General features: G+C 67.6%; 14 protein-coding genes. 12 read left to right on the top strand and 2 right to left on the bottom strand.

The features are described from left to right. The first annotated feature begins 132 nt into the window (after nucleotides 1-132). The 3 genes from JNB61_RS11350 to JNB61_RS11340 are packed head-to-tail and all read left to right on the top strand — an operon-like array spanning nucleotide 133 to nucleotide 3,262. Nucleotides 133-1,425 (top strand): ABC transporter substrate-binding protein, encoded by a 1,293-nt coding sequence (locus JNB61_RS11350; protein ID WP_220339695.1) that lies wholly within the window; start codon nucleotides 133-135, stop codon nucleotides 1,423-1,425. Further along, nucleotides 1,422-2,354: a carbohydrate ABC transporter permease gene (locus JNB61_RS11345; RefSeq protein WP_220339694.1), complete on the top strand. Its 933-nt coding sequence runs from the start codon at nucleotides 1,422-1,424 to the stop codon at nucleotides 2,352-2,354. The genes JNB61_RS11350 and JNB61_RS11345 overlap by 4 nt, the downstream gene beginning before the upstream one ends. Beyond that, nucleotides 2,351-3,262, top strand: a complete 912-nt coding sequence (locus JNB61_RS11340) for a carbohydrate ABC transporter permease (RefSeq protein WP_220339693.1) — start codon at nucleotides 2,351-2,353, stop codon at nucleotides 3,260-3,262. The genes JNB61_RS11345 and JNB61_RS11340 overlap by 4 nt, the downstream gene beginning before the upstream one ends. Here JNB61_RS11340 and JNB61_RS11335 read toward each other — a convergent pair. Beyond that, nucleotides 3,255-3,734 carry a MarR family winged helix-turn-helix transcriptional regulator gene (locus JNB61_RS11335; RefSeq protein ID WP_220339692.1) on the bottom strand — a complete coding sequence of 160 codons (480 nt, stop codon included), beginning with the start codon at nucleotides 3,732-3,734 and terminating at the stop codon, nucleotides 3,255-3,257. The genes JNB61_RS11340 and JNB61_RS11335 overlap by 8 nt on opposite strands. A gap of 145 nt (nucleotides 3,735-3,879) precedes the next feature. Here JNB61_RS11335 and JNB61_RS11330 point away from each other — a divergent pair, with 145 nt between their 5' ends. Both JNB61_RS11330 and JNB61_RS11325 read left to right on the top strand, forming a co-directional pair. After that, nucleotides 3,880-5,712, top strand: coding sequence for a flavin-containing monooxygenase (locus tag JNB61_RS11330; RefSeq protein WP_220339691.1), 1,833 nt, complete (start codon nucleotides 3,880-3,882; stop codon nucleotides 5,710-5,712). A 32-nt stretch (nucleotides 5,713-5,744) separates the two neighbouring features. Then, nucleotides 5,745-6,716, top strand: coding sequence for an SMP-30/gluconolactonase/LRE family protein (locus tag JNB61_RS11325; protein ID WP_220339690.1), 972 nt, complete (start codon nucleotides 5,745-5,747; stop codon nucleotides 6,714-6,716). Between the two features lie 164 nt (nucleotides 6,717-6,880). On the opposite strand, the gene JNB61_RS11320 is transcribed toward JNB61_RS11325, so the two are convergent. Next, the gene (locus tag JNB61_RS11320; protein WP_220339689.1) at nucleotides 6,881-8,491 is read right to left on the bottom strand and encodes a GH35 family beta-galactosidase; all 1,611 of its coding nucleotides are present in this window, start codon (nucleotides 8,489-8,491) and stop codon (nucleotides 6,881-6,883) included. Between the two features lie 311 nt (nucleotides 8,492-8,802). On the opposite strand from JNB61_RS11320, the gene uxaC reads away from it, so the two are divergent. The 7 genes from uxaC (at nucleotide 8,803) to uidA (ending at nucleotide 18,761) form a co-directional block, all read left to right on the top strand. Continuing rightward, nucleotides 8,803-10,230, top strand: coding sequence for a glucuronate isomerase (gene uxaC, locus JNB61_RS11315; protein ID WP_374226640.1), 1,428 nt, complete (start codon nucleotides 8,803-8,805; stop codon nucleotides 10,228-10,230). A 47-nt stretch (nucleotides 10,231-10,277) separates the two neighbouring features. Next, nucleotides 10,278-11,552, top strand: coding sequence for a mannitol dehydrogenase family protein (locus JNB61_RS11310; protein ID WP_308291254.1), 1,275 nt, complete (start codon nucleotides 10,278-10,280; stop codon nucleotides 11,550-11,552). 165 nt (nucleotides 11,553-11,717) lie between these two features. Beyond that, the gene (locus JNB61_RS11305) at nucleotides 11,718-13,277 is read left to right on the top strand and encodes an ABC transporter substrate-binding protein (RefSeq protein WP_220339687.1); all 1,560 of its coding nucleotides are present in this window, start codon (nucleotides 11,718-11,720) and stop codon (nucleotides 13,275-13,277) included. 58 nt (nucleotides 13,278-13,335) lie between these two features. Beyond that, on the top strand, nucleotides 13,336-14,277 hold the full coding sequence (locus JNB61_RS11300) for an ABC transporter permease (protein ID WP_220339686.1): 942 nt from the start codon (nucleotides 13,336-13,338) through the stop codon (nucleotides 14,275-14,277). A gap of 20 nt (nucleotides 14,278-14,297) precedes the next feature. Then, a complete protein-coding gene (locus JNB61_RS11295) occupies nucleotides 14,298-16,094 on the top strand; it encodes a dipeptide/oligopeptide/nickel ABC transporter permease/ATP-binding protein (protein WP_223214776.1) in 1,797 nt (598 codons plus the stop codon). Next, the gene (locus tag JNB61_RS11290) at nucleotides 16,091-16,912 is read left to right on the top strand and encodes an ATP-binding cassette domain-containing protein (RefSeq protein WP_220339685.1); all 822 of its coding nucleotides are present in this window, start codon (nucleotides 16,091-16,093) and stop codon (nucleotides 16,910-16,912) included. The genes JNB61_RS11295 and JNB61_RS11290 overlap by 4 nt, the downstream gene beginning before the upstream one ends. 55 nt (nucleotides 16,913-16,967) lie before the next feature. Next, nucleotides 16,968-18,761 carry a beta-glucuronidase gene (gene uidA, locus JNB61_RS11285; protein ID WP_220339684.1) on the top strand — a complete coding sequence of 598 codons (1,794 nt, stop codon included), beginning with the start codon at nucleotides 16,968-16,970 and terminating at the stop codon, nucleotides 18,759-18,761. Nucleotides 18,762-18,779 lie beyond the last annotated feature (18 nt).

Here is an 18,779-nt window from a genome sequence, read left to right as displayed (position 1 = left end):
TGACAGACGGGATGCTGCGCCACGAGGCAATACACATCACCCCATAGCGAAGGCAACCCGGCGGTCTTCCCTCGCTCCGCGACCGAAGCTTCCGGCGGTGCCTTCCCGGCTTTCAAAGATGAGGACCATTCCATGACCGCACTCATGACTAGGGGACGCCGCGGTGCGATTCTCGCCGGCTCGCTCGTGATCGCGACGGCGCTCACTCTCAGCGGATGCTCGCAGGCCGCACCGGAAGCTGACCCCACCGCCGCTGAGGACATCGAACTGACCTTCTTGAATCAGTCACGTGGTCAGGAGGCGGCGCTGAACCAGCTCGCGGAGCAGTACACAGAGCAGACGGGGGTCAAGGTCACGATCGACTCTCCCGGCCCCGCCGACTATCTGCCGAAGCTCCAGGCGCGCGCGCAGTCGGGCGACATGCCCGACATCTACTCGTCGTTCGCCGCAACGGACATGGCGCCCTTCTACAAGGCCGGCTGGGCGATGGACCTCACGGACGAGCTCGAGGGAGGGTGGAGCGAGGACTTCACCTCCGAGGTCATCGAGATGTCCACATTCGAGGACGGCAACAACCTCGGCATCCCGGCGGGTGTCTACAGCGCCCACTGGGAGACGCAGACCTACGGCATGATGGTCAACCCCGCTCTGGCCGACATGACCGTCGACGATTCTCCGGCGACCATGGAGGACTTCATCGACGCGAACGAGGGCGACGGCAGCTTCTCGATCGCCGCATCGCTCACCCCGCAGCTGATTCAGGGGCTCGCCTCGAATTGGCTCACCGACGAGGAGATCGCCGCGACCTTGAACGGTGATGAGAGCTGGGAGAGCGAAGCCTGGCAGAAGGCCTTCCAGTTCCTCGTCGATCTCAAGGAGGCCGGCGTCATCGCGAACGGTGCGCTCCCGGGCGGTCAGGACGACAACCCGACGGTCGAGACGGCCTTCTTCACGCAGACGCTGGGCTCGATCTTCGACGCCTCGCCCGGCGTGTCGGTCGGCTTCCGCACCAACCCCGAGTTCACGGAATACTTCTCGATCGGCATCCTCGGCGCCGAGGATGCGCCGCTGGACCCGCGCTCGCCCGGCATCCCCGGCAAGGGCGCCGTCATCAACCCGAAGGGTGAGCACCCCCAGGCTGCGCTCGACTTCGTCAAGTGGCTCACCGAGCCCGAACAGCAGCAGGTGTTCGCCGAGGTCGGGCTGATCCTCCCGACCAACCCCGAATTGCTCGCCAGCGGCCAGGTGCCCGAGCAGCTGGTCGGCTATGCGGCCGGCGTGGAGTCCCTGCAGGTGATGTCGACCACCTTCAGCACCGACGTCCGCACCGCCATCGTGGCCGAGGCTCAGCGGCTGGTGCTGGGAGAGACGACGGTCGACGACGCGCTGGCGGCGATCCAGGCGGCGCAGGATCGGTCGTCGTGACTGCACAGCTCCACATCCCTGTGCGGCGCCGCCTGTCGGCGCCGCACAGGCGGCGCGGTGTACGCCGCAACATCATCGGCTGGATGTTCCTCGCACCGGCCATCGTCCTGATCGGCGTCTTCACCATCACGCCGTTCGCCCAGGCGATCCTGTTGAGCTTCCAGTCGTGGGACGGCGTCAGTCCCGACACGCCATGGGTCGGGCTCGCCAACTACGAGTTCGTCATGAGCGATCCGGTGTTCTGGGCGTCGATGCGCAACGTCCTCTTCTTCGGCGTCATCGGATTCGTCATCGGCAACGGCCTTGCGCTCGGGCTCGCACTCGCCGTCAACGCCACCACGCGCGGCACGACCTTCTTCCGCACGGTGTTCTACCTCCCGGGCGTCCTGTCGGTGGTCGTCGTCGGGCTCCTGTTCGGGTTCATCCTGGCACCCGGCACGGGTGTGCTGAACCGCCTTCTCGAGTCCGCGGGCCTCGGCGCGCTGGCCCAGAACTGGCTCGGCGACCCGGCCTTCGCCCTCATCTCGGTCGCCGCGGTCTTCGTCTGGTACCACTGGGGCTTCGCGTTCCTGCTGTTCCTGGCGGGCCTGCAGGACGTGCCCAAGGAGCTGTACGAGGCGGCGGAGCTGGACGGCGCGAACCGCTGGACGAAGTTCCGCTACGTCACCTGGCCGCAACTGGCACCCGTGACCTCCATCGTGAGCCTGCTCACCCTGCTCGGAGCGCTGCAGATCTTCGGAACGGTGCAGGTGCTCACCAACGGCGGGCCCGGCTATCACACGATGGTGCCGACGCTCGCGATCTACAACGAGGCATTCGTCAACTGGCGCTACGGCAGCGCGGCCGCGATGTCAGTGATCTTCGGCGGCGCTCTCATACTGTTGTCGCTCATCCAGCTGGCGATCGCGGGACGGAGGTCGCGGGTATGACACTCATCAATGACACGGCCGGAGCCGACGCTCCCCTCGTCACCGAACGCACCGATCGCGGAGGACCGCGCTCGCGGTCACCCCGCCGTCGCGTTCCCGCCCACAAGATCGGCCTCTACGGACTTCTCGGGATCGCCGCGCTGACCGCCCTGCTCCCGCTCCTATGGATGTTGTCCGGATCCTTGCAGTCGCTCACTGAACTGCTCACGAATCAGAGATTCCTCCCGCGCGACCCGCAGTGGGGCAATTACGTCACGGCATGGGTGCAGGGTGATCTCGCCACCTACCTCCGCAACAGTGTGATCTACACCGGTGCGGCCGTGCTCGGAATCCTGCTGGTCTCCAGCCTCGCCGGTTATGCCCTGGCGCGCCTGGAGTTCGCGGGCAAGGGTGCATTCACGTTCGTAATCCTCGCAGTCATGATCATCCCGGCACCGGCGATGTTCCTGGCGCAGTACAAGCTGCTCATCTCGCTGGGGCTCACCAACAACCCCATCGGCTACGTGCTGATCCTCATCACGTCCGGCATCCCGATGTCGACGCTCATCATGCGCAGCTTCTTCGTGAGCCAGCCGCGCGACCTCGAGGAGGCCGCGGCGCTCGACGGCGCGGGACCGCTGCGCGTCTTCTGGAGCGTGATCCTCCCGCTCGCCCGACCCGGCCTCGCCGCCGTCGCCGTCATCCAGGGCCTGGGAGCCTGGAACGAGTACCTCATGGCACTCGTGCTGTTCGACGACAACGAGCTCATGCCGATCCAGCGGGGCCTCACGGCGTTCACGTCGGCCGAGACGCCGCAGCAGCAGATCCTTCTCGCCGCAACGACGATCTCGATCGTGCCGGTGATCGTCTTCTACCTGATGGCGCAGCGGCACATCGTGAAGGGGATCGGCGCGGGCGCGATCAAGTGACCGGCCTGTTCGTCGTCGAGCCGGGGCTGAGCCTCTGGATCTCACGGTTGACTGCCCGCAGGCCAGTCTCGAGTGCTTCCAGCTCCGCGAGGTCGAGCCCGCGCAGGACGTCCGCTCCCATCTCCGGGCGCGCAGCCATCAGCTCTGCGATCACCTGTCGGCCGAGATTCGTCGGCACTAGTCGACGAACCCGGTGGTCCGCCCCGTCGACCACGCGCTCCACGAGCGCCTGGTCCACGAGCCGGTCGACGAGCTTGGACATGGTGGCTTTGGAGACCGCGAAGGACGCCGCCAGTTCGCTGGTGCTGCTGATGTCGGTCACCACCACTCCGGTGAGCACCTTCAGCTGCTGGATGCTCAGATCGGTCTTGAGCAGCGAACCCACCATGAGCGGGAGCGAGCGCACCGAGATCGCCAGCGTCAGCACCTCGATGCGCTGCAGCGCGGAGGTGGCGGGATCGCCGTGGGTCACAAAAGTACCGTAGCGCCCCTCAGCGGATTCCCAGCTCAAGATAGTTAGTTCCGAGCTAACCTTTCCTTGCGTGCATCACCGGCCTCCCGCAGGCCGCGGGTGGACTCCCCACCACCCGACCGCGCGCGAGACGAAAGGACCCGCAATGCCCACAGGCCCGGACCGCATCTCCCCGGCGGAACTGACCGACATCCGGCAGCGCTATGCGGCCGAACGCGCGCGCCGCCTGCGCCCCGACGGCGCTCGCCAGTACCGATCCGCGAACGGACAGTTCGGCTACTACGCGAAGGATCCCTACACCGAGCGCGCGCCACGCGACCCGCTCACCGACCGGGTCGAGGTGCTCGTGATCGGCGCCGGATTCGGAGGACTTCTCACGGCGGCGTTCCTCACCCGCGCAGGCGTGCCATCCGTTCGAATGATGGACGAGGCCGGTGACGTCGGCGGTACCTGGTACTGGAACCGGTACCCCGGCGTACGGTGCGACATCGAGTCATACGTGTACATGCCGCTGCTCGAGGAGACCGGCTACATGCCCACAGAGCGCTACGCGACGGGCGAGGAGATCCGCCGCCACGCGGTCCGGATCGCGGAGCACTACGGCCTGTATCGCGACTTCGTCTCTCATACCCGCGCCACCGCGATGACGTGGGACGAGAGCCTCGACGAGTGGGAGATCACGACCGATCGCGGCGATCGGTTCCGGGCGCGCTACGTCGTGACCTCGTCGGGAACGCTGACCCAGCCCAAGCTTCCCGGAATCCCCGGCATCGAGAGTTTCGCAGGCCACACCTTCCACACCAGCCGTTGGGACTATGGATACACCGGCGGCTCACCGGCGGGGGGACTGTCGGGACTGGCCGACAAACGAGTGGCCGTGGTCGGCACCGGCGCGACGGCCCTTCAGATCGTGCCGGCGCTCGCCGAGAGTGCGGGCGAACTCGTGGTCTTCCAGCGAACCCCGTCCAGCGTCGACGTGCGGGACAACCGCCCGACCGACCCTGAGTGGGCCGCCTCGCTCCGGCCCGGGTGGCAGCGCGAGCGCATGGAGAACTTCCTGTCGGTGCTCTCAGGAGAGCCCGTCCACGAGCTGCTCGTGACCGACGCCTGGACCGCCACCGCCGACCTCCAGCGCAACTATCTCACCGGCGCGGCGGAGCTCGACGACCAGCGCCGGCTGCGCAACGAGCTCGAAGACGCTGCGACCATGAACCGCCTTCGATCCCGTGTCGACGAGATCGTCGCCGATCCGGCAACCGCGGAGGCGCTCAAGCCCTGGTATCGCTACATGTGCAAGCGGCCGGGATTCAGCGACCATTATCTGCAGGCGTTCAACCTGCCCCACGTCAGGCTCGTCGACACCGCTGACACGCATGGGATCACCGCGATGTCCGCGTCCGAGGTCTGCGTCGGCGACGATCGATACGAGGTCGACTGCGTCATCTTCGCGACCGGCTTCGAGACCGGGGTCTCAGGTGTCGTGTCAGGCACCCTCCCCGTCGTCGGCCGCGGCGGCCGATCGCTGCTGGAGACGTGGGCGTTCGGTCCGCGAACGCTGCATGGGTTCTTCACGCATGGCTTCCCGAACCTGTTCCAGCTCGGGGCGGTGCAGAATGCGAACTCGGTGAACTTCGTACACATCCTCCAGGAGCAGGCCGAGCACATCGCCGCGATCGTCGCGAGGGCCGACGCCGAGGGCGCATCCCGCGTCGAGCCGACACGCGAATCCGAGGCCGCCTGGGTGCAGACCGTCCGCGAGTCGTCACGGGATTCCTCCGCGTTCCAGGCGGCGTGCACACCGGGGTACTACAACGCGGAGGGCGTCGGCGTCGCTTCGGGCTTCTCCTACTCGCCGGGTCCCGTAGCCTTCCATCGCCTCCTCGCCGACTGGCGAGAGGGAGACATGGCGGAGGTGCTCGTCCGCAGCGAGGAGGATGCACGCGTCCGTGAAGCCGAGCATGCGGGGGTGGCCGGGTGAGACGTGCGGTACCGGTAGTCGCTGGCACCGCGATGCTGTCCGCCCTGCTCGTCGGGTGCGTCGACACGCCAGATCAACCCGCGCCCGAATCGCTGTCGGTGGGCGGGGTCCAGGTCGCCGAGGAGCTCGTCCAGGTCACCTCGCCGCACGAGGTGACGGGCGGAACGCTCCTGGAAGGACCGACGTTCTCCGCGGATGGCACCTTGCACGTCGTAGACGTGATGGCGCCCGCCGGTGAGCCGAAAGTGCTGAGGATCGATGTGGAAGACAAGACCGTCCAACCGCTCTACACCGACGACGTGAGCGCCTTCACCTCCGCGCAGGTCAGCCCGCTGGACGGTCGGATCTACCTGACCGATTTCCTCGGGAGCCGCATCGTCAGTATCACCCAGGACGGCGAGGACACCCGCACCCACTTCGCAGGACAGGTGGACGGTCGCCCGGTGCTGGCCGATGACATCGCGTTCGATCCGGAGGGGAACATGTTCGTCACGGACACGACGGGGATGGACGGTCCGGGATGGGTGACGCCCGGTCGTGTGATCCGAATCGGTGTGGACGGAGCGGTCAGCGTGCTCGCGGAAGACCTCCCGTCTCCGAACGGGATCGTCTTCGACGAGAACGATGTCGGGCTGTGGGTCGCGCAGTACAACGCGAACCGCATCGACTACTACCAGCTCGATGCGTCGCGAACGAGTGTGCTCTCCGCATTCCCCGCCATCCATGTCGACGCCGGTGCCTCGCGGATCGACTCGACGGCTGTGGACGCGGCGGGCAACGTGTATCAGGCGTTCCACATGAAGCCGGAGATCGCGGTGTACAGCCGTACGGGGGCGCTCGTGGAGACGATCCGGATCCCTGGCGAGGGGCTTCACACGGCCACGAACGTCGCCATCCTCCCTGGGACGACGCGCGGATTCATCACCGTCAGCGGCGCCGCGGGCGGGTTCGACTACACCTTCGAAGCCGCCGCCCGGGGCATCCGCCAGTCCAACGGCGGCTGAGGTCGAGAGCCGAGCGCGGGGAGCGGGCCCGAGGACCGCACTCCGCGCGCAGCCGAACACATCTCAGCGAGCGTGGAGCGGGGCACGGTCAGCGGCGGGCCTCCGACGATCGTGCGGGCCGGCGACCACGCAAGGCACCGATCCCGCCGTCCCCCGGGCGGGCCTCAGTGATGCCCGACGGCGCGGCGCAGCAGCGAGATCCGCACCGTGCGCACGTCATCGCTGCGGAACATGAAGTGCCGCTCGTCTCCGTTGAGCGTCCGCCGCGGCGCCCACGTCCCGTCGCGATAGGTTCCCTCGAGCAGCCGGTCGAACTCGACGACCGCGTCTGCGCGGCTGAAGGTGACCGACGCGTGCCGCGCGACGACGACGAAGTCGTCCGCGTCGACCTGCATGATCAGCCCATAGCCGACGACCTCGTCGGCGGCGGCGCCCGTGCCCTCCCCGAAGAGGCCGAACGTCTGGAACGAGCCGGAGATCGTGATCTCGAAGCCCCCGATCGTCGCCGTTTGCCGTTCCCCGGTCCGGACGCGGAAGCCGTGGATCCGATCGTTCGCCTGTGCCTCGAGAATCAGGTCGGTCATCTCGTTTAGCACCGCGTACGCGCGGAACAGCTCGCTGTCGTCGGGCACGGATTCGATGCCGAACGGGTGGAAGCCGATCGCCTTGTGGGCACCCAAGGCGACGAAGGCGAGAGCGGCGTCGGGGCGCGCCTCAGGGACGAAGATCGGATTCCCGTTGACGTCGTACTGCGCGAGCGTGCCCTCGAAGTCGTCGATGTAGATGTCGGGCGACAGGAACGCCAGGCTCGGCGCGCCGATCTGCCAGACATCGAGCATGCGGGCGACCGGGCCGCCGCTCGGATACTGGCCCGGTGCCTGCGCGTTGGGCTGCGGCCCCAGCCATGCGTTCGTGAACACGGGGAGCCCGTGCGCGGCGACGCCCGCCTGCGCGACGCGGTCCACATAGCGGCTGAAGCCCCAGCTCATGAAGACTTCGTCGCCGTCGCCGTTCGCACCGAACACCTCCGCCCACGTGCCGGCCGTGCGGCCGCCTGCGGCCGTCCAGACCTCGCGCAGCCAGGGGTGCAGCGTATCGCCGCGCCGGCCCAGTCCCTCCAGGAGCTCCTGCGGTACCTGTCGTTCGTATGCGGCGGTCGCGAGGGGCGAGCGGTCGCGGCTGTCGCCCAGGAGCCCGACCTCGTTCTCGACCTGCACCGCGATGACCGTGTGGTCGGTGTCGATCTCGGCGAGATGAGCCATCAGCGCGGTGAACGCACGGGCATCGGCTGCGACAAGGTCCTCGCCGAACACGCTGAGGATCGGAGCGTCGAGCGTGAATCGACCGACCAACAGGTTCTGCTGATCCCGCTCGGCACGGGGGAAACGCGCCTCGTCACGACGCACCCAGGACGGCGCATACGTGGACTCCGCGTTCTTGTACGCGCCGAACCAGATGAGGACGAGTCGGATGCCGCGTGCGCGCGCCTGCTCGATCTGATCGTCGACGGCCGCGAAGTCGAAGCGTCCCTCCTCGGGCTCGACGAGCTGCCAGCTGGCGACGCCGATGACCGTCCGGACACCGTTGCTTGCGAGCTTGTCCCAGATGGGCGCCATGTACTCGGGACTCGACGCGCTGGAGTTGTGCAGCTCGCCGCCCAATGCGAGGTAGGGCTTGCCGTCCACGATGAGCTGACTCGTCTTTCCGGCGCGCCGCAGAAGGGGAAGGGGTCCGGTCGTTCCGCCTGGCTGCTGGTCGTCGATGACCGATTCCATCGTGAGTCCTCCTCGAAAGCGCGCGGCGACGCCGACGACGCCGACACATCCGATGCTCACAGGATGACAACCGATTGTCAAACACTGCTCCCGCATTCGACGCGGCTGGCAAGTCGCAGCCAACGGCGAGTCCCGTCCGCTTGCGGTCGACTTGCGGGCAAAGTAGTGTGCAATCGGTTGCCAGTTTCGTCCGGCCGCCCTGATCACCGAAAGACGACGATGACTTCTGCCCTCCACGATTGTGCGACCGCCCCGGAGCCGGCGGGGGTGGCCCCTTGAATACACGCAGCGGTAATGGTCTGCGCCTCACCGTGATCGATCCGCGCCGCGGCCGCGTCGCGACCAGCGGCGCCCCGACCCGCGATCCGGAGCGCCTGTTCCCCGCCGAGGCCCGCACCCGTGACATCGCGCGAGGTCTGTACGAGCGCGTCGCGACGGCGCCGATCGTCTCACCGCACGGTCACGTACCGGTGGAATGGATCGCGCACGATGAACCGTTCACCGATCCCACAGCGCTGCTCGTCACGCACGATCACTATGTGACCCGACTGCTGCACGCGTCGGGAGTGGATCTGGCCGACCTCGGTGTCGGCGGGCATCCGATCGATCCTCGCGAGGCATGGCGTATCTTCGCCGAGGAGTGGCGTGTGTTCGCGGGCACCGCCATGGGCTACTGGCTCGAGGAAGAGCTGCACTCGGTTCTCGGTATAGATCTCGAGCCGTCTGCTGAGACCGCGGACCTGCTTTTCGACAGCATCCAGGCCAAGCTCGACACACCGCCCTTCCGTCCGCGCGCGCTCTTCGAGCGGTTCGGCATCGATGTGCTCGCCACGACAGACGATCCGCTCGACGATCTGCATCTCCACGCCGAGATCGCCGCGAGTGGCCTCGCCGGGCGAGTGCTGCCTACATTCCGCCCCGACCGTTATCTTGATCCCGACGCGCCGGGCTTCACCTCGGACGTGGGTCGCCTCCTCGGCCACGAGGGACAGGCGACGACCTTCCCCGGATACCTCGAGGCATTGCGCGCTCGCAGGGCACATTTCATCCGCCACGGGGCGACCTCCGCCGACCACGGAGTCGAGGATCCCCACACGGTCGACATGACGCGCGAGGAGGCGGCCAGTCTCTTCCAAGCGGTGGTCGCGGGTCGTGCGGACGCGCGCCAGCGTCGAGCGTTCCGCGGTCACATGCTGCTGCAGATGGCGCGGATGAGCGTCGAGGACGGTCTGGTGATGACGCTCCACGCCGGCGTGGTCCGCAACCACAGCACGGCGACCTTCGAGCGGTTCGGCCCCGACACCGGTCACGACTTCCCGCGGCGCACCGACTTCGTGAGGGGTCTCAGGCCCTTGCTCGAACGGTTCGGATTGGACAAGTCGTTCCATCTCGTGCTGTTCGCCGTCGACGAGACCGTGTACTCGCGCGAGATCGCTCCGATGGCGAGCTTTTACCCGAGCGTCTACATCGGCGCGCCGTGGTGGTTCCTCGACGCGCCCGACGCGATGGCTCGTTTCAGGTCGGCGGTCACCGAGTCTGCGGGCTTCTCGCGCGGCTCCGGCTTCATCGATGACACGCGCGCGTTCCTCTCGATCCCCGCGCGTCACGACACGGCAAGGCGGGCGGATGCCTCGTTCCTTGCGCGTCTCGTCCGAGAGGGCAGGCTCACCGAGGCCGCCGCGGGCTCGATCCTCGATGACATCGTCGGTCCTCAGCCGAAGCGGGTGTTCAAGCTATGACGTGTCCCCATGATGACGAGCCGACGCGCTCGCGGCCCGCACCGCCGGTGCGGATCGTCCACCTCGGGCTCGGGGCCTTCAGTCGGTCGCATACGGCGTGGTACACCAGCCGCGCCGACGACGCGGCGCAGTGGGGGATCGCGGCCTACACCGGTCGAAGCGCCGGTCTCGCCGACGCCCTCACCGCCCAGGACGGCGTGTACTCGCTGGTCACCCGTTCGGCCGCAGGCGACCGTCAAGAGGTGGTTGAAAGCATTGTGCGTGCCCATCCGGGCGACGACATGGCGTCACTTCTCGCAGATCTCTCCGCCCCCGCGACGGTGATCGTGACGCTCACGATCACCGAGGCGGGCTACCGGACGGGCGCCGACGGACTGCCCGACGACCTGGATCCGCTCGTCGTCGCCGACCGCCGGCTGCTGGCGCGCGTCGCGGAAGGTGACGTCGACGCCGCGCGGGGGATGCGGACGGCCCTGGGGCGGCTGGTCGCCGGGCTCGACGCGCGTCGGCGGGCAGGCGCCGGACCGCTGGCGGTCGTCTCGTGCGACAACCTCCCCGACAACGGCGGGCATCTGTCGCGAGCAGTGTTCGGGCTGGCAGCATCCGTTCCTGAGACCGCCCGTTGGTGCGCGGACCAGGTGTCCTTCGTCTCGTGTTCGGTCGATCGCATCACCCCTCGTGTCGAGCCCGCTGAGCTGGCGCGACTCACTGCGCGGTACGGGGATGCTGCTCCCGTCGTCGCGGAGGACTTCAGCGACTGGGTCATATCGGGTGAGTTCCCCGCCGGCCGGCCGGCCTGGGAGACCGCGGGAGCGCGATTCACCGTCGACCTGGAGCCCTGGGAGGCGCGCAAGCTGTGGCTCCTCAATGGGGCGCACACGATCCTGGCGTGCCTTGGCCCGCTGCGGGGCCACGACCTCGTATCCGAGGCGATCTCCGATGAGGTCTGCCGGGATGCGGTGGAACACTTCTGGGACGATGCGCAGCGGAGCCTTCCTGGGGGCCTGGGCCTGCCCGCCTATCGCCACGCGCTGCTCGAGCGCTTCGCGAACCCGCGCATCGCGCACCCGCTGGCGCAGATCGCGCTCGACACCGCGACCAAAGTGCGACTGCGAATCGTACCCGTGGCCGAACGTGAGCGCGCTGCCGGCCGGCCCGCATCGGGCGCAGCTGGGGCGCTGGCCGCATGGCTCGCGAGCGACGGTGCGATCCGAGCTACCGCTACCGGTCTCGCCAGGGTCAGCGCTTCGCTAGCGGAGGACGACGAGTTCGTGGCGGAGGTCACCCGAGCAATCGGTCGTGCCGCCGCCCCGAGCCGCTGAGCGAGGATCACGAAACGGATACGTTTAAAAACAATCTTGGCAATCGGTTGTCACCACGGCAACTGGGTGGTTTACTTGCCTCGACGCACACCGTGTGACTCTTCGCCCGAAGAATCTGTCAAGCGGTTGCACGGCCACCGCATTCATTCAAAGGAGTCTGGATACATGTCGATTTCCCGCCCCGGCCGCATGCCGCGCCGTCTCGCATTCGCGTGCGCTGCGACGCTGACGGCCGTGCTGACCCTGTCGGCCTGCGCCGGCTCCCCGGACGCCGCACCGAGCGGGTCCTCCAGCCCCGTCGTGGAGAAGGACCTCGCCATCGCGGCGGTATCGGGGCCGAACTCGCTCGACCCCGCACAGCTCGTCGACGGGCAGCAGATGTTCGTCTGGTCGTCGATCCTCGACACGCTGCTGGCGAAGGAGAACAACACCGGCGAGCTCATTCCTAACGCCGCCGAGAGCTGGGAGTACAACGAAGACGGCACCGAGCTGACGCTCAAGCTGCGCGAAGGAATGACCTTCAGCAGCGGCGACCCCGTGAACGCCGACGCTGTCGTCACCACGATGCTTCGCAATAAGAACACCCCCGGGATCGTGCAGGTCAAGTACGGCGCCGTCTCCGACGTCACCGCCGAAGACGACCTCACCGTCGTCGTGCACTTCACGCATTTCGACCCCCAGTTCCTCGCCAACCTCGCACAGAGCACGGGCGCGATCGGCGATCCGGCGACGATCGACGACGAGCGCACCGCGACCGATCCCGTGGGCTCCGGTCCGTTCACGCTTGACACGACGAAGACCGTGCCGGGCAGCACCTACGTCCTGAACAAACGCGACGACTACTGGAACGCGGACGCGATCCCGTTCAAGACCTTCACGGTGCGGGTGCTGCAGGACCCGACGGCGTCGTTCAACGCGCTGCAGGCAGGAGAGATCAACGCGGGGACCGTGCAGACGCAGCTGCTGGGCCAGCTCGGCGACGAGTATGCCATCCAGCCGATCGAGGCCCAGGCCGTGGCCTACCTCGACATCCTCGATCGCGGGGGCGAGCAGTGGCCATGCCTCGGCGACCAGCGCGTGCGTCAGGCGATCAACTACGCCATCGACCGCGAGGGCGTGCTCGAAGGTCTCTTTGCCGGCGTCGGCAAGGTGACGGAGCAGGTCTTCAGCCCGTTTGGCCAGGTCTACGACGAGGAGCTCAACGAGACCTACGACTACGACCCCGAGAAGGGCGCCGAACTCGTCGAGGAGGCGGGCTGCGCCGGCGAGAGTTTCCAGATCCCGAGCACGTTCCTGTCGACCTCGCTCGAACCGACCTTCACGCAGGCGTTCGCCGATATCGGTCTGACGCTGGAATGGGTGCCGGTGCCGCCGCAGCAGGCGCAGTCCGCCCACCTGTCGGGCGACTACCCGCTCAGCTTCCAGATCACCGGATTCAATTCGGACCCGGCGGACGCGGCGTCGCACTACAGCACGAGCGGCTACTCCAACCCGCGCGGCTACACCGATCCGACGATCGACGCGCTGTTCGAGACCATCAACACGACGGTCGACTTCGACGCGGCGCTCCCGGCCTACCAGGAGCTCAACGCGTACGCCGTCGACCAGGCCTTCGAGGCGCCGATCGTCTTCGTCGGTGGAACGTGGGCCGCTCGTGACGGCATCGTCGTCATCGACGACGGCCGCTCCGTCCCCACCGTGCGCCAGTTCGGCGTCAGCGAGTAATGCCGTCCGGGGATGGGGGCACCCGCCCGCATCCCCGGACCGATCCCAGGGAACGACGATGACCTCGTACATCCTGCGCCGGCTCGGTGCCGGCCTCGTGCTCGCGGTGCTGGTGACCTTCATCACCTTCCTTCTGCTGAGCACCTCCTTCCAGGACGTCGCGAAGACGATCCTCGGCCAGTCGGCGACCCCCGAGACCACCGAGGCTCTCATGCAGTCCAAGGGGTGGGACCAGCCCGTCGTGGCTCAGTACTTCAACTGGCTCGCGGGAGCCGTCCAGGGCGACTTCGGCACCTCGGTGTACACCTCTCTTCCCGTGGCCCCCACGGTGCTGCAGCGCCTCGCCGTCACACTGTCCGTGATCCTGCCCGCCCTCATCCTGACCGTGATCATGTCGACGATCCTCGGTGTCTGGGCTGCGTCGCGCGGCGGAGCGGCTGACCGCGTGTCCCAGGGGATCTCCCTCATCGGCTACATCATCCCCGGGCTCCTGTTGGCCATCGGCCTGGTGGTGATCTTCGCGGTGCAGCTCAAATGGCTTCCGGCGACCGGCTACACGCCTCCCGGCGAGGATCCGGCCGCCTGGGCGCGCAGCATCACCATTCCGGTGATCGTGCTCACCATCGGCGGCGTGGCGAATATGGCGGCCCAGGTGCGCGGTCGCATGATCGACGAGCTTCGCCGCGACTACGTGCGCACTCTCCGTACCCGCGGAGTGTCGACCACCTCGATCGTGGTCAGGCATGCGCTCCGCAACGCGGCGAGCCCTGCGCTGACGGTCATGTCACTGGAGTTCATCGCCATGTTCGGCGGCGCGCTCATCATCGAGAACGTCTTCGCGCTGCCCGGCTACGGCAGCTTCGCCTTCAACGCGTCGCTCCAGGGCGACATCCCTGTGATCATGGGCATCACCGCCTTCGGCGTGCTGCTCGTCACCGTGGTCAACCTCCTCACGGACCTGGCCAACGGTTGGCTGAACCCGAAAGCGAGAGTCCATTGAGCGACGAACGTGGAACCCTCATGAATGAGATGACGGCGCCCAGCACCGAGCTCATCGTCGCCCTCGAAGACGCGGCGACCGCCTCGCGGACGCCGATGTGGAGGCGGCTGCTCAAGGACCCGCAGTTCGTCATCACGACGGGCATCCTGCTGGCCATCTTCCTGCTCGGCATCCTCACTCCCGTCCTCACCCAGCATGGGCCGAACGACGCGGATCTCGCGATGGTCAACGCGCCCGTCGGCACTCCGGGGTACCCGCTCGGAGCCGACGAGACGGGGCGCGACATCTGGACACGACTGCTGCACTCCATCAACACTGCGGCGATCTCGGCCCTCATCGGCGCCGGCGTCGCGCTCATCGTCGGTGTGGTCGCGGGGCTGGTCGGCGGCTACTTCGGATCGGTCACGCGGGCGTCGACCGAGTGGCTGTTCAGTCTCATCATGACGTTCCCCGGCATCCTGCTGCTGATCATCCTGATGCCCGTCACGGGCGGGGACTACCGCTTCACCATGCTGATCTTCGGTGTGCTGCTGTCTCCGGGGATCTACCGGATCGTCCGCAACCTCGTCGTCGGGGTGAAGAACGAGCTCTACGTCGACGCCGCTCGTGTATCGGGCCTGGGCGATCTGCGGATCCTGGGCCGACACGTCCTGTTCGTCGTGCGCGGGCCGATCATCATCGCCGCCGCCTTCCTCGCCGGCTCCGCGATCGCGGTCCAGTCGGGGCTTGCGTTCCTCGGCGTCGGGTCGCTGCAGATCCCGAGCTTCGGCGCGATGATCTCGTCCGGCTTCCGAAACCTCTATATCGCGCCGACGCAGTTCCTGTGGCCGAGCCTCATGCTCGGCGTCATCACCGCAGCGCTCGTGCTGCTCGGCAACGCCTTGCGCGACACGCTCGAGGGCTCCAAACCCACGCCGGTCAAGGTCGGCGACGGACAGCGCGTGGCAGGTGAGGGGACCGCCGGCCGAGTTGCGGGGACGGGACTGCTCGACATCGCCGATCTCGGCATCGCCTACCGGGGTCCCAGCGGCGACCCCCGCGAGGTCGTCCGAGGCGTGTCGCTGTCGATCGCGCGTGGTCAGGTCGTGGGGCTGGTCGGAGAGTCTGGATCGGGAAAGACCCAGACCGCCTTCGCGAGCCTGGGCGTGCTGCCTCCCGAAGCGGTCATCACCCGCGGCTCGATCCGTTTCGACGGCGAGGAGCTCGTCGGACTGAGCGACGCCGAGATGCGGCCGCTCCGCGGAAAGGCGATCGCGTACATCCCGCAGGAGCCGATGTCGAATCTCGATCCGTCATACCGGGTCGGCGCGCAGCTCGTCGAGGGTGTGCGCGCGGCGCTGAAGATCTCGAAGAAGGAGGCGAAGGAGCGCGTGCTCGCCCTGCTGGAGCGTTGCGGCATCGCCGACCCTCAGCGCACCTTCGACTCCTACCCGCACCAGATCTCCGGCGGCATGGCGCAGCGCGTGCTCATCGCCGGTGCGGTCGCGAGCGGGCCGAAGCTGCTGATCGCCGACGAGCCCACGACGGCGCTCGACGTGACGGTTCAAGCCGAGATCCTCGATCTGCTCCGCGATCTTCAGGCGGAACTCGACATGGCGATCCTGCTCGTCACCCACAACTTCGGCGTCGTCGCCGACATCTGCGACCGCATCGTCGTGATGCAGAAGGGCGCCGTCGTCGAAGCGGGGCCGGCGATGGAGATCTTCCGCAATCCCCAGCACGAGTACACCAGGATGCTGCTCGGCGCGATCCTCGACGAGAGCGTGGTCCGCTCCGACGCGCCGGTCGCTGCGGCATCGGAAGGAGCCGTCGGATGAGCCTCCTCAAGATCGCCGACCTTCGGGTCAGTTTCCCCGGCCGGGGATGGCGCGCGAAGCCCGTCGAAGTACTGCACGGGGTCTCCCTCGATGTCACGCCGGGCGAGACACTCGGTCTCGTCGGTGAGTCGGGGTCGGGCAAGACGACGATCGGTCGCGCGGTGCTCGGTCTGGTCAAGCCTTCAGGTGGTGAGATCTCGTTTCAGGGCGAGACGATCAGCCGCCTCACCCCGCGGGCGCGCCGGCGCCTCAGCAAGGACATCCAGGTCGTCTTCCAAGACCCGTACACCTCGCTGAACCCCTCGCTCACCATCGGGGACATCCTCGCGGAGCCGCTGGTGGTGCAGGGAGCCACCGCGAAGGATGCCCGGGCGAGGGTGCGCACCCTGCTCGACCAGGTCGGGCTACCTGCGGACGCCGCGGATCGCCTGCCGCGCGAGTTCTCGGGTGGGCAGCGCCAGCGCGTCGCCATCGCGCGGGCGCTCGCTCCCCAGCCGAAGCTGATCGTCTGCGACGAACCGGTGAGCGCCCTCGATCTGTCCACGCAGGAGCGCGTTCTCGACCTCTTCATCGAGATCCAGCGATCCACCGGGGTGGCGTATCTCTTCGTGTCGCACGACCTCTCGGTCGTCCGCCACATAAGCCACCGGGTCGCCGTCCTCTACCGGGGCGACATCGTCGAGACCGGTCCCGCCGCGACGGTCACGTCCACACCGCACCACCCCTATACGCAGCGGCTGCTGCTGGCGGCGCCGGTGGCCGACCCGGTCGTCCAGCAGCAGCGGCGCGAGGACCGTCGCCGGCTGCTGGCGGCGTGATCGACCTCTGATCTCCCGAACCGTTACAGCGCAGAGAAGCGCAGGAAGGCCATCGATGCTCAAGCCCACGCCCACCCCCACCCGTGAACTCGTGAGTCTGGACGGCGTCTGGCGGTTCGGGATCGACACGCGACTGGCCGAGCAGCCGTGGATCGCGGCGCTCGACTCGCCGCTCGAGGCCGCCGTGCCCGCGAGCTACAACGATCTGTTCACCGATCCTGAGATTCGCGACCACGTCGGATGGGTTTACTACCAGCGCGAGGTTCGCGTGCCGCGCGGCTGGGGCGGCGAACGCATCCTGCTCCGGTTCGATGCGGCCACGCATGCGGCGCGGGTGTACGTGGACGACGCGCTCGTGGGGGAGCACGTCGGCGGGTACACGCCGTTCGACATCGACATCACCGACGCCGTCGAGGCCGGCGGCGCCTTCCGGCTGACGGTCGCCGTGAGCGCAGATCTCTCGAAGGAGACGATCCCGCCCGGCAAGATCGAGGTCGGCATGACGGGCAAGCGCGTCCAGACGTACTTCCACGACTTCTACAACTACGCCGGGCTGGCGCGATCGGTGTGGCTGTACTCGCTGCCGGCCACGCGCATCGACGACGTCACCGTCGTGACCGGCTTCGAGGGCTCGACCGGCATTGTCGACTACCGGGTCGAGGTCGTGGGCGACGCTGACGTGCGCGTGCGGGTGACGGATGCGGCCGGCGCCGTCGTCGCGGAGGGCTCGGGGCTCGAGGGTGCTCTCCAGGTACCCGACGTCGTGCTGTGGAAGCCGGGGGCCGCCTATCTCTACGAACTGACCGTGGAGGCGGTGCAGCGCGACACAGTCGTGGACTCGTACCCCGTCGTGGTCGGCGTGCGCACCGTGGAGGTGCGCGGCCACGAGTTCCTCATCAACGGCGAGCCGTTCTATTTCACCGGCTTCGGCAAGCACGAAGACACCGCGATCCGCGGCAAGGGCCACGACAACGCCTACATGGTGCACGACTTCCAGCTTCTCGAGTGGTCGGGGGCGAACTCGTTCCGTACCTCGCACTACCCGTACGCCGAAGACGTCCTCGACTTCGCCGACCGGCACGGAATCGTCGTCATCGACGAGACCGCGGCCGTCGGACTCAACATGGGCGTCGTGGGCGGTCTGAGCGGCACGCCGCCCTTTCCCACGTTTTCGGAGCAGTACGCCGGTGCCGCGACGCAGGCCGCGCACGCGCAGCACCTGCGCGAGCTCATCGGCCGCGACAAGAACCACCCGTCTGTGGTCATGTGGTGCATCGCGAACGAGCCGGCGTCGAACGAGGACGGCTCGCGCGAGTACTTCGAACCGCTCGTGAACCTCGCGCGCGAGCTCGATCCGACGCGTCCGCTCACCTACTCGCTGGTCATGTTCGCGACGTTCAAGAACGACCAGATCGTCGACCTGTTCGACGTGGTGAGCATGAATCGCTACTACGGCTGGTACATCAACGCCGGCGATCTCGCGACGGCCGAGCTCTACCTGCAGGGCGATATCCAGGGCTGGGTCGACCGGACGGGCAAGCCCATCATGATGACCGAGTACGGTGCCGACACCATGCCGGGTCTCCACTCCGTCTGGGACCAGGTCTGGACCGAGGAGTACCAGACCGACCTGCTGGAGATGTACCACCGCGTGTTCGACCGCTTCCCGCAGTTCGTCGGCGAGCAGGTCTGGAACTTCTCGGACTTCGCGACGACCAATGGCCTGCACCGAGTGGGGGGCAACAAGAAGGGCATCTTCACGCGGGACCGCAAGCCGAAGTCAGCCGCATTCGCACTGCGCCGCCGCTGGCGCGGGCTCGACGGCCGCAAGCCCGGAACCGAATCCTGACACCGAGCGGAGCATTCC

It is taken from the genome of Microbacterium ureisolvens, assembly GCF_019511645.1.
Lineage (GTDB): Bacteria > Actinomycetota > Actinomycetes > Actinomycetales > Microbacteriaceae > Microbacterium > Microbacterium ureisolvens_A.
The sequence above is the reverse complement of the archived record's forward strand: the minus strand, read 5'-3'. Positions and strand labels throughout refer to the sequence as shown.

Coding starts and splice junctions, on each gene's coding strand:
- JNB61_RS11305 (WP_220339687.1), top strand. CDS start 11,718: ATGTCGATTTCCCGCCCCGGCCGCATGCCGCGCCGTCTCGCATTCGCG.
- JNB61_RS11320 (WP_220339689.1), bottom strand. CDS start 8,491: ATGGAATCGGTCATCGACGACCAGCAGCCAGGCGGAACGACCGGACCC.
- uidA (WP_220339684.1), top strand. CDS start 16,968: ATGCTCAAGCCCACGCCCACCCCCACCCGTGAACTCGTGAGTCTGGAC.
- JNB61_RS11330 (WP_220339691.1), top strand. CDS start 3,880: ATGCCCACAGGCCCGGACCGCATCTCCCCGGCGGAACTGACCGACATC.
- JNB61_RS11290 (WP_220339685.1), top strand. CDS start 16,091: ATGAGCCTCCTCAAGATCGCCGACCTTCGGGTCAGTTTCCCCGGCCGG.
- JNB61_RS11340 (WP_220339693.1), top strand. CDS start 2,351: ATGACACTCATCAATGACACGGCCGGAGCCGACGCTCCCCTCGTCACC.
- JNB61_RS11300 (WP_220339686.1), top strand. CDS start 13,336: ATGACCTCGTACATCCTGCGCCGGCTCGGTGCCGGCCTCGTGCTCGCG.
- JNB61_RS11325 (WP_220339690.1), top strand. CDS start 5,745: ATGCTGTCCGCCCTGCTCGTCGGGTGCGTCGACACGCCAGATCAACCC.
- JNB61_RS11295 (WP_223214776.1), top strand. CDS start 14,298: ATGAATGAGATGACGGCGCCCAGCACCGAGCTCATCGTCGCCCTCGAA.
- JNB61_RS11350 (WP_220339695.1), top strand. CDS start 133: ATGACCGCACTCATGACTAGGGGACGCCGCGGTGCGATTCTCGCCGGC.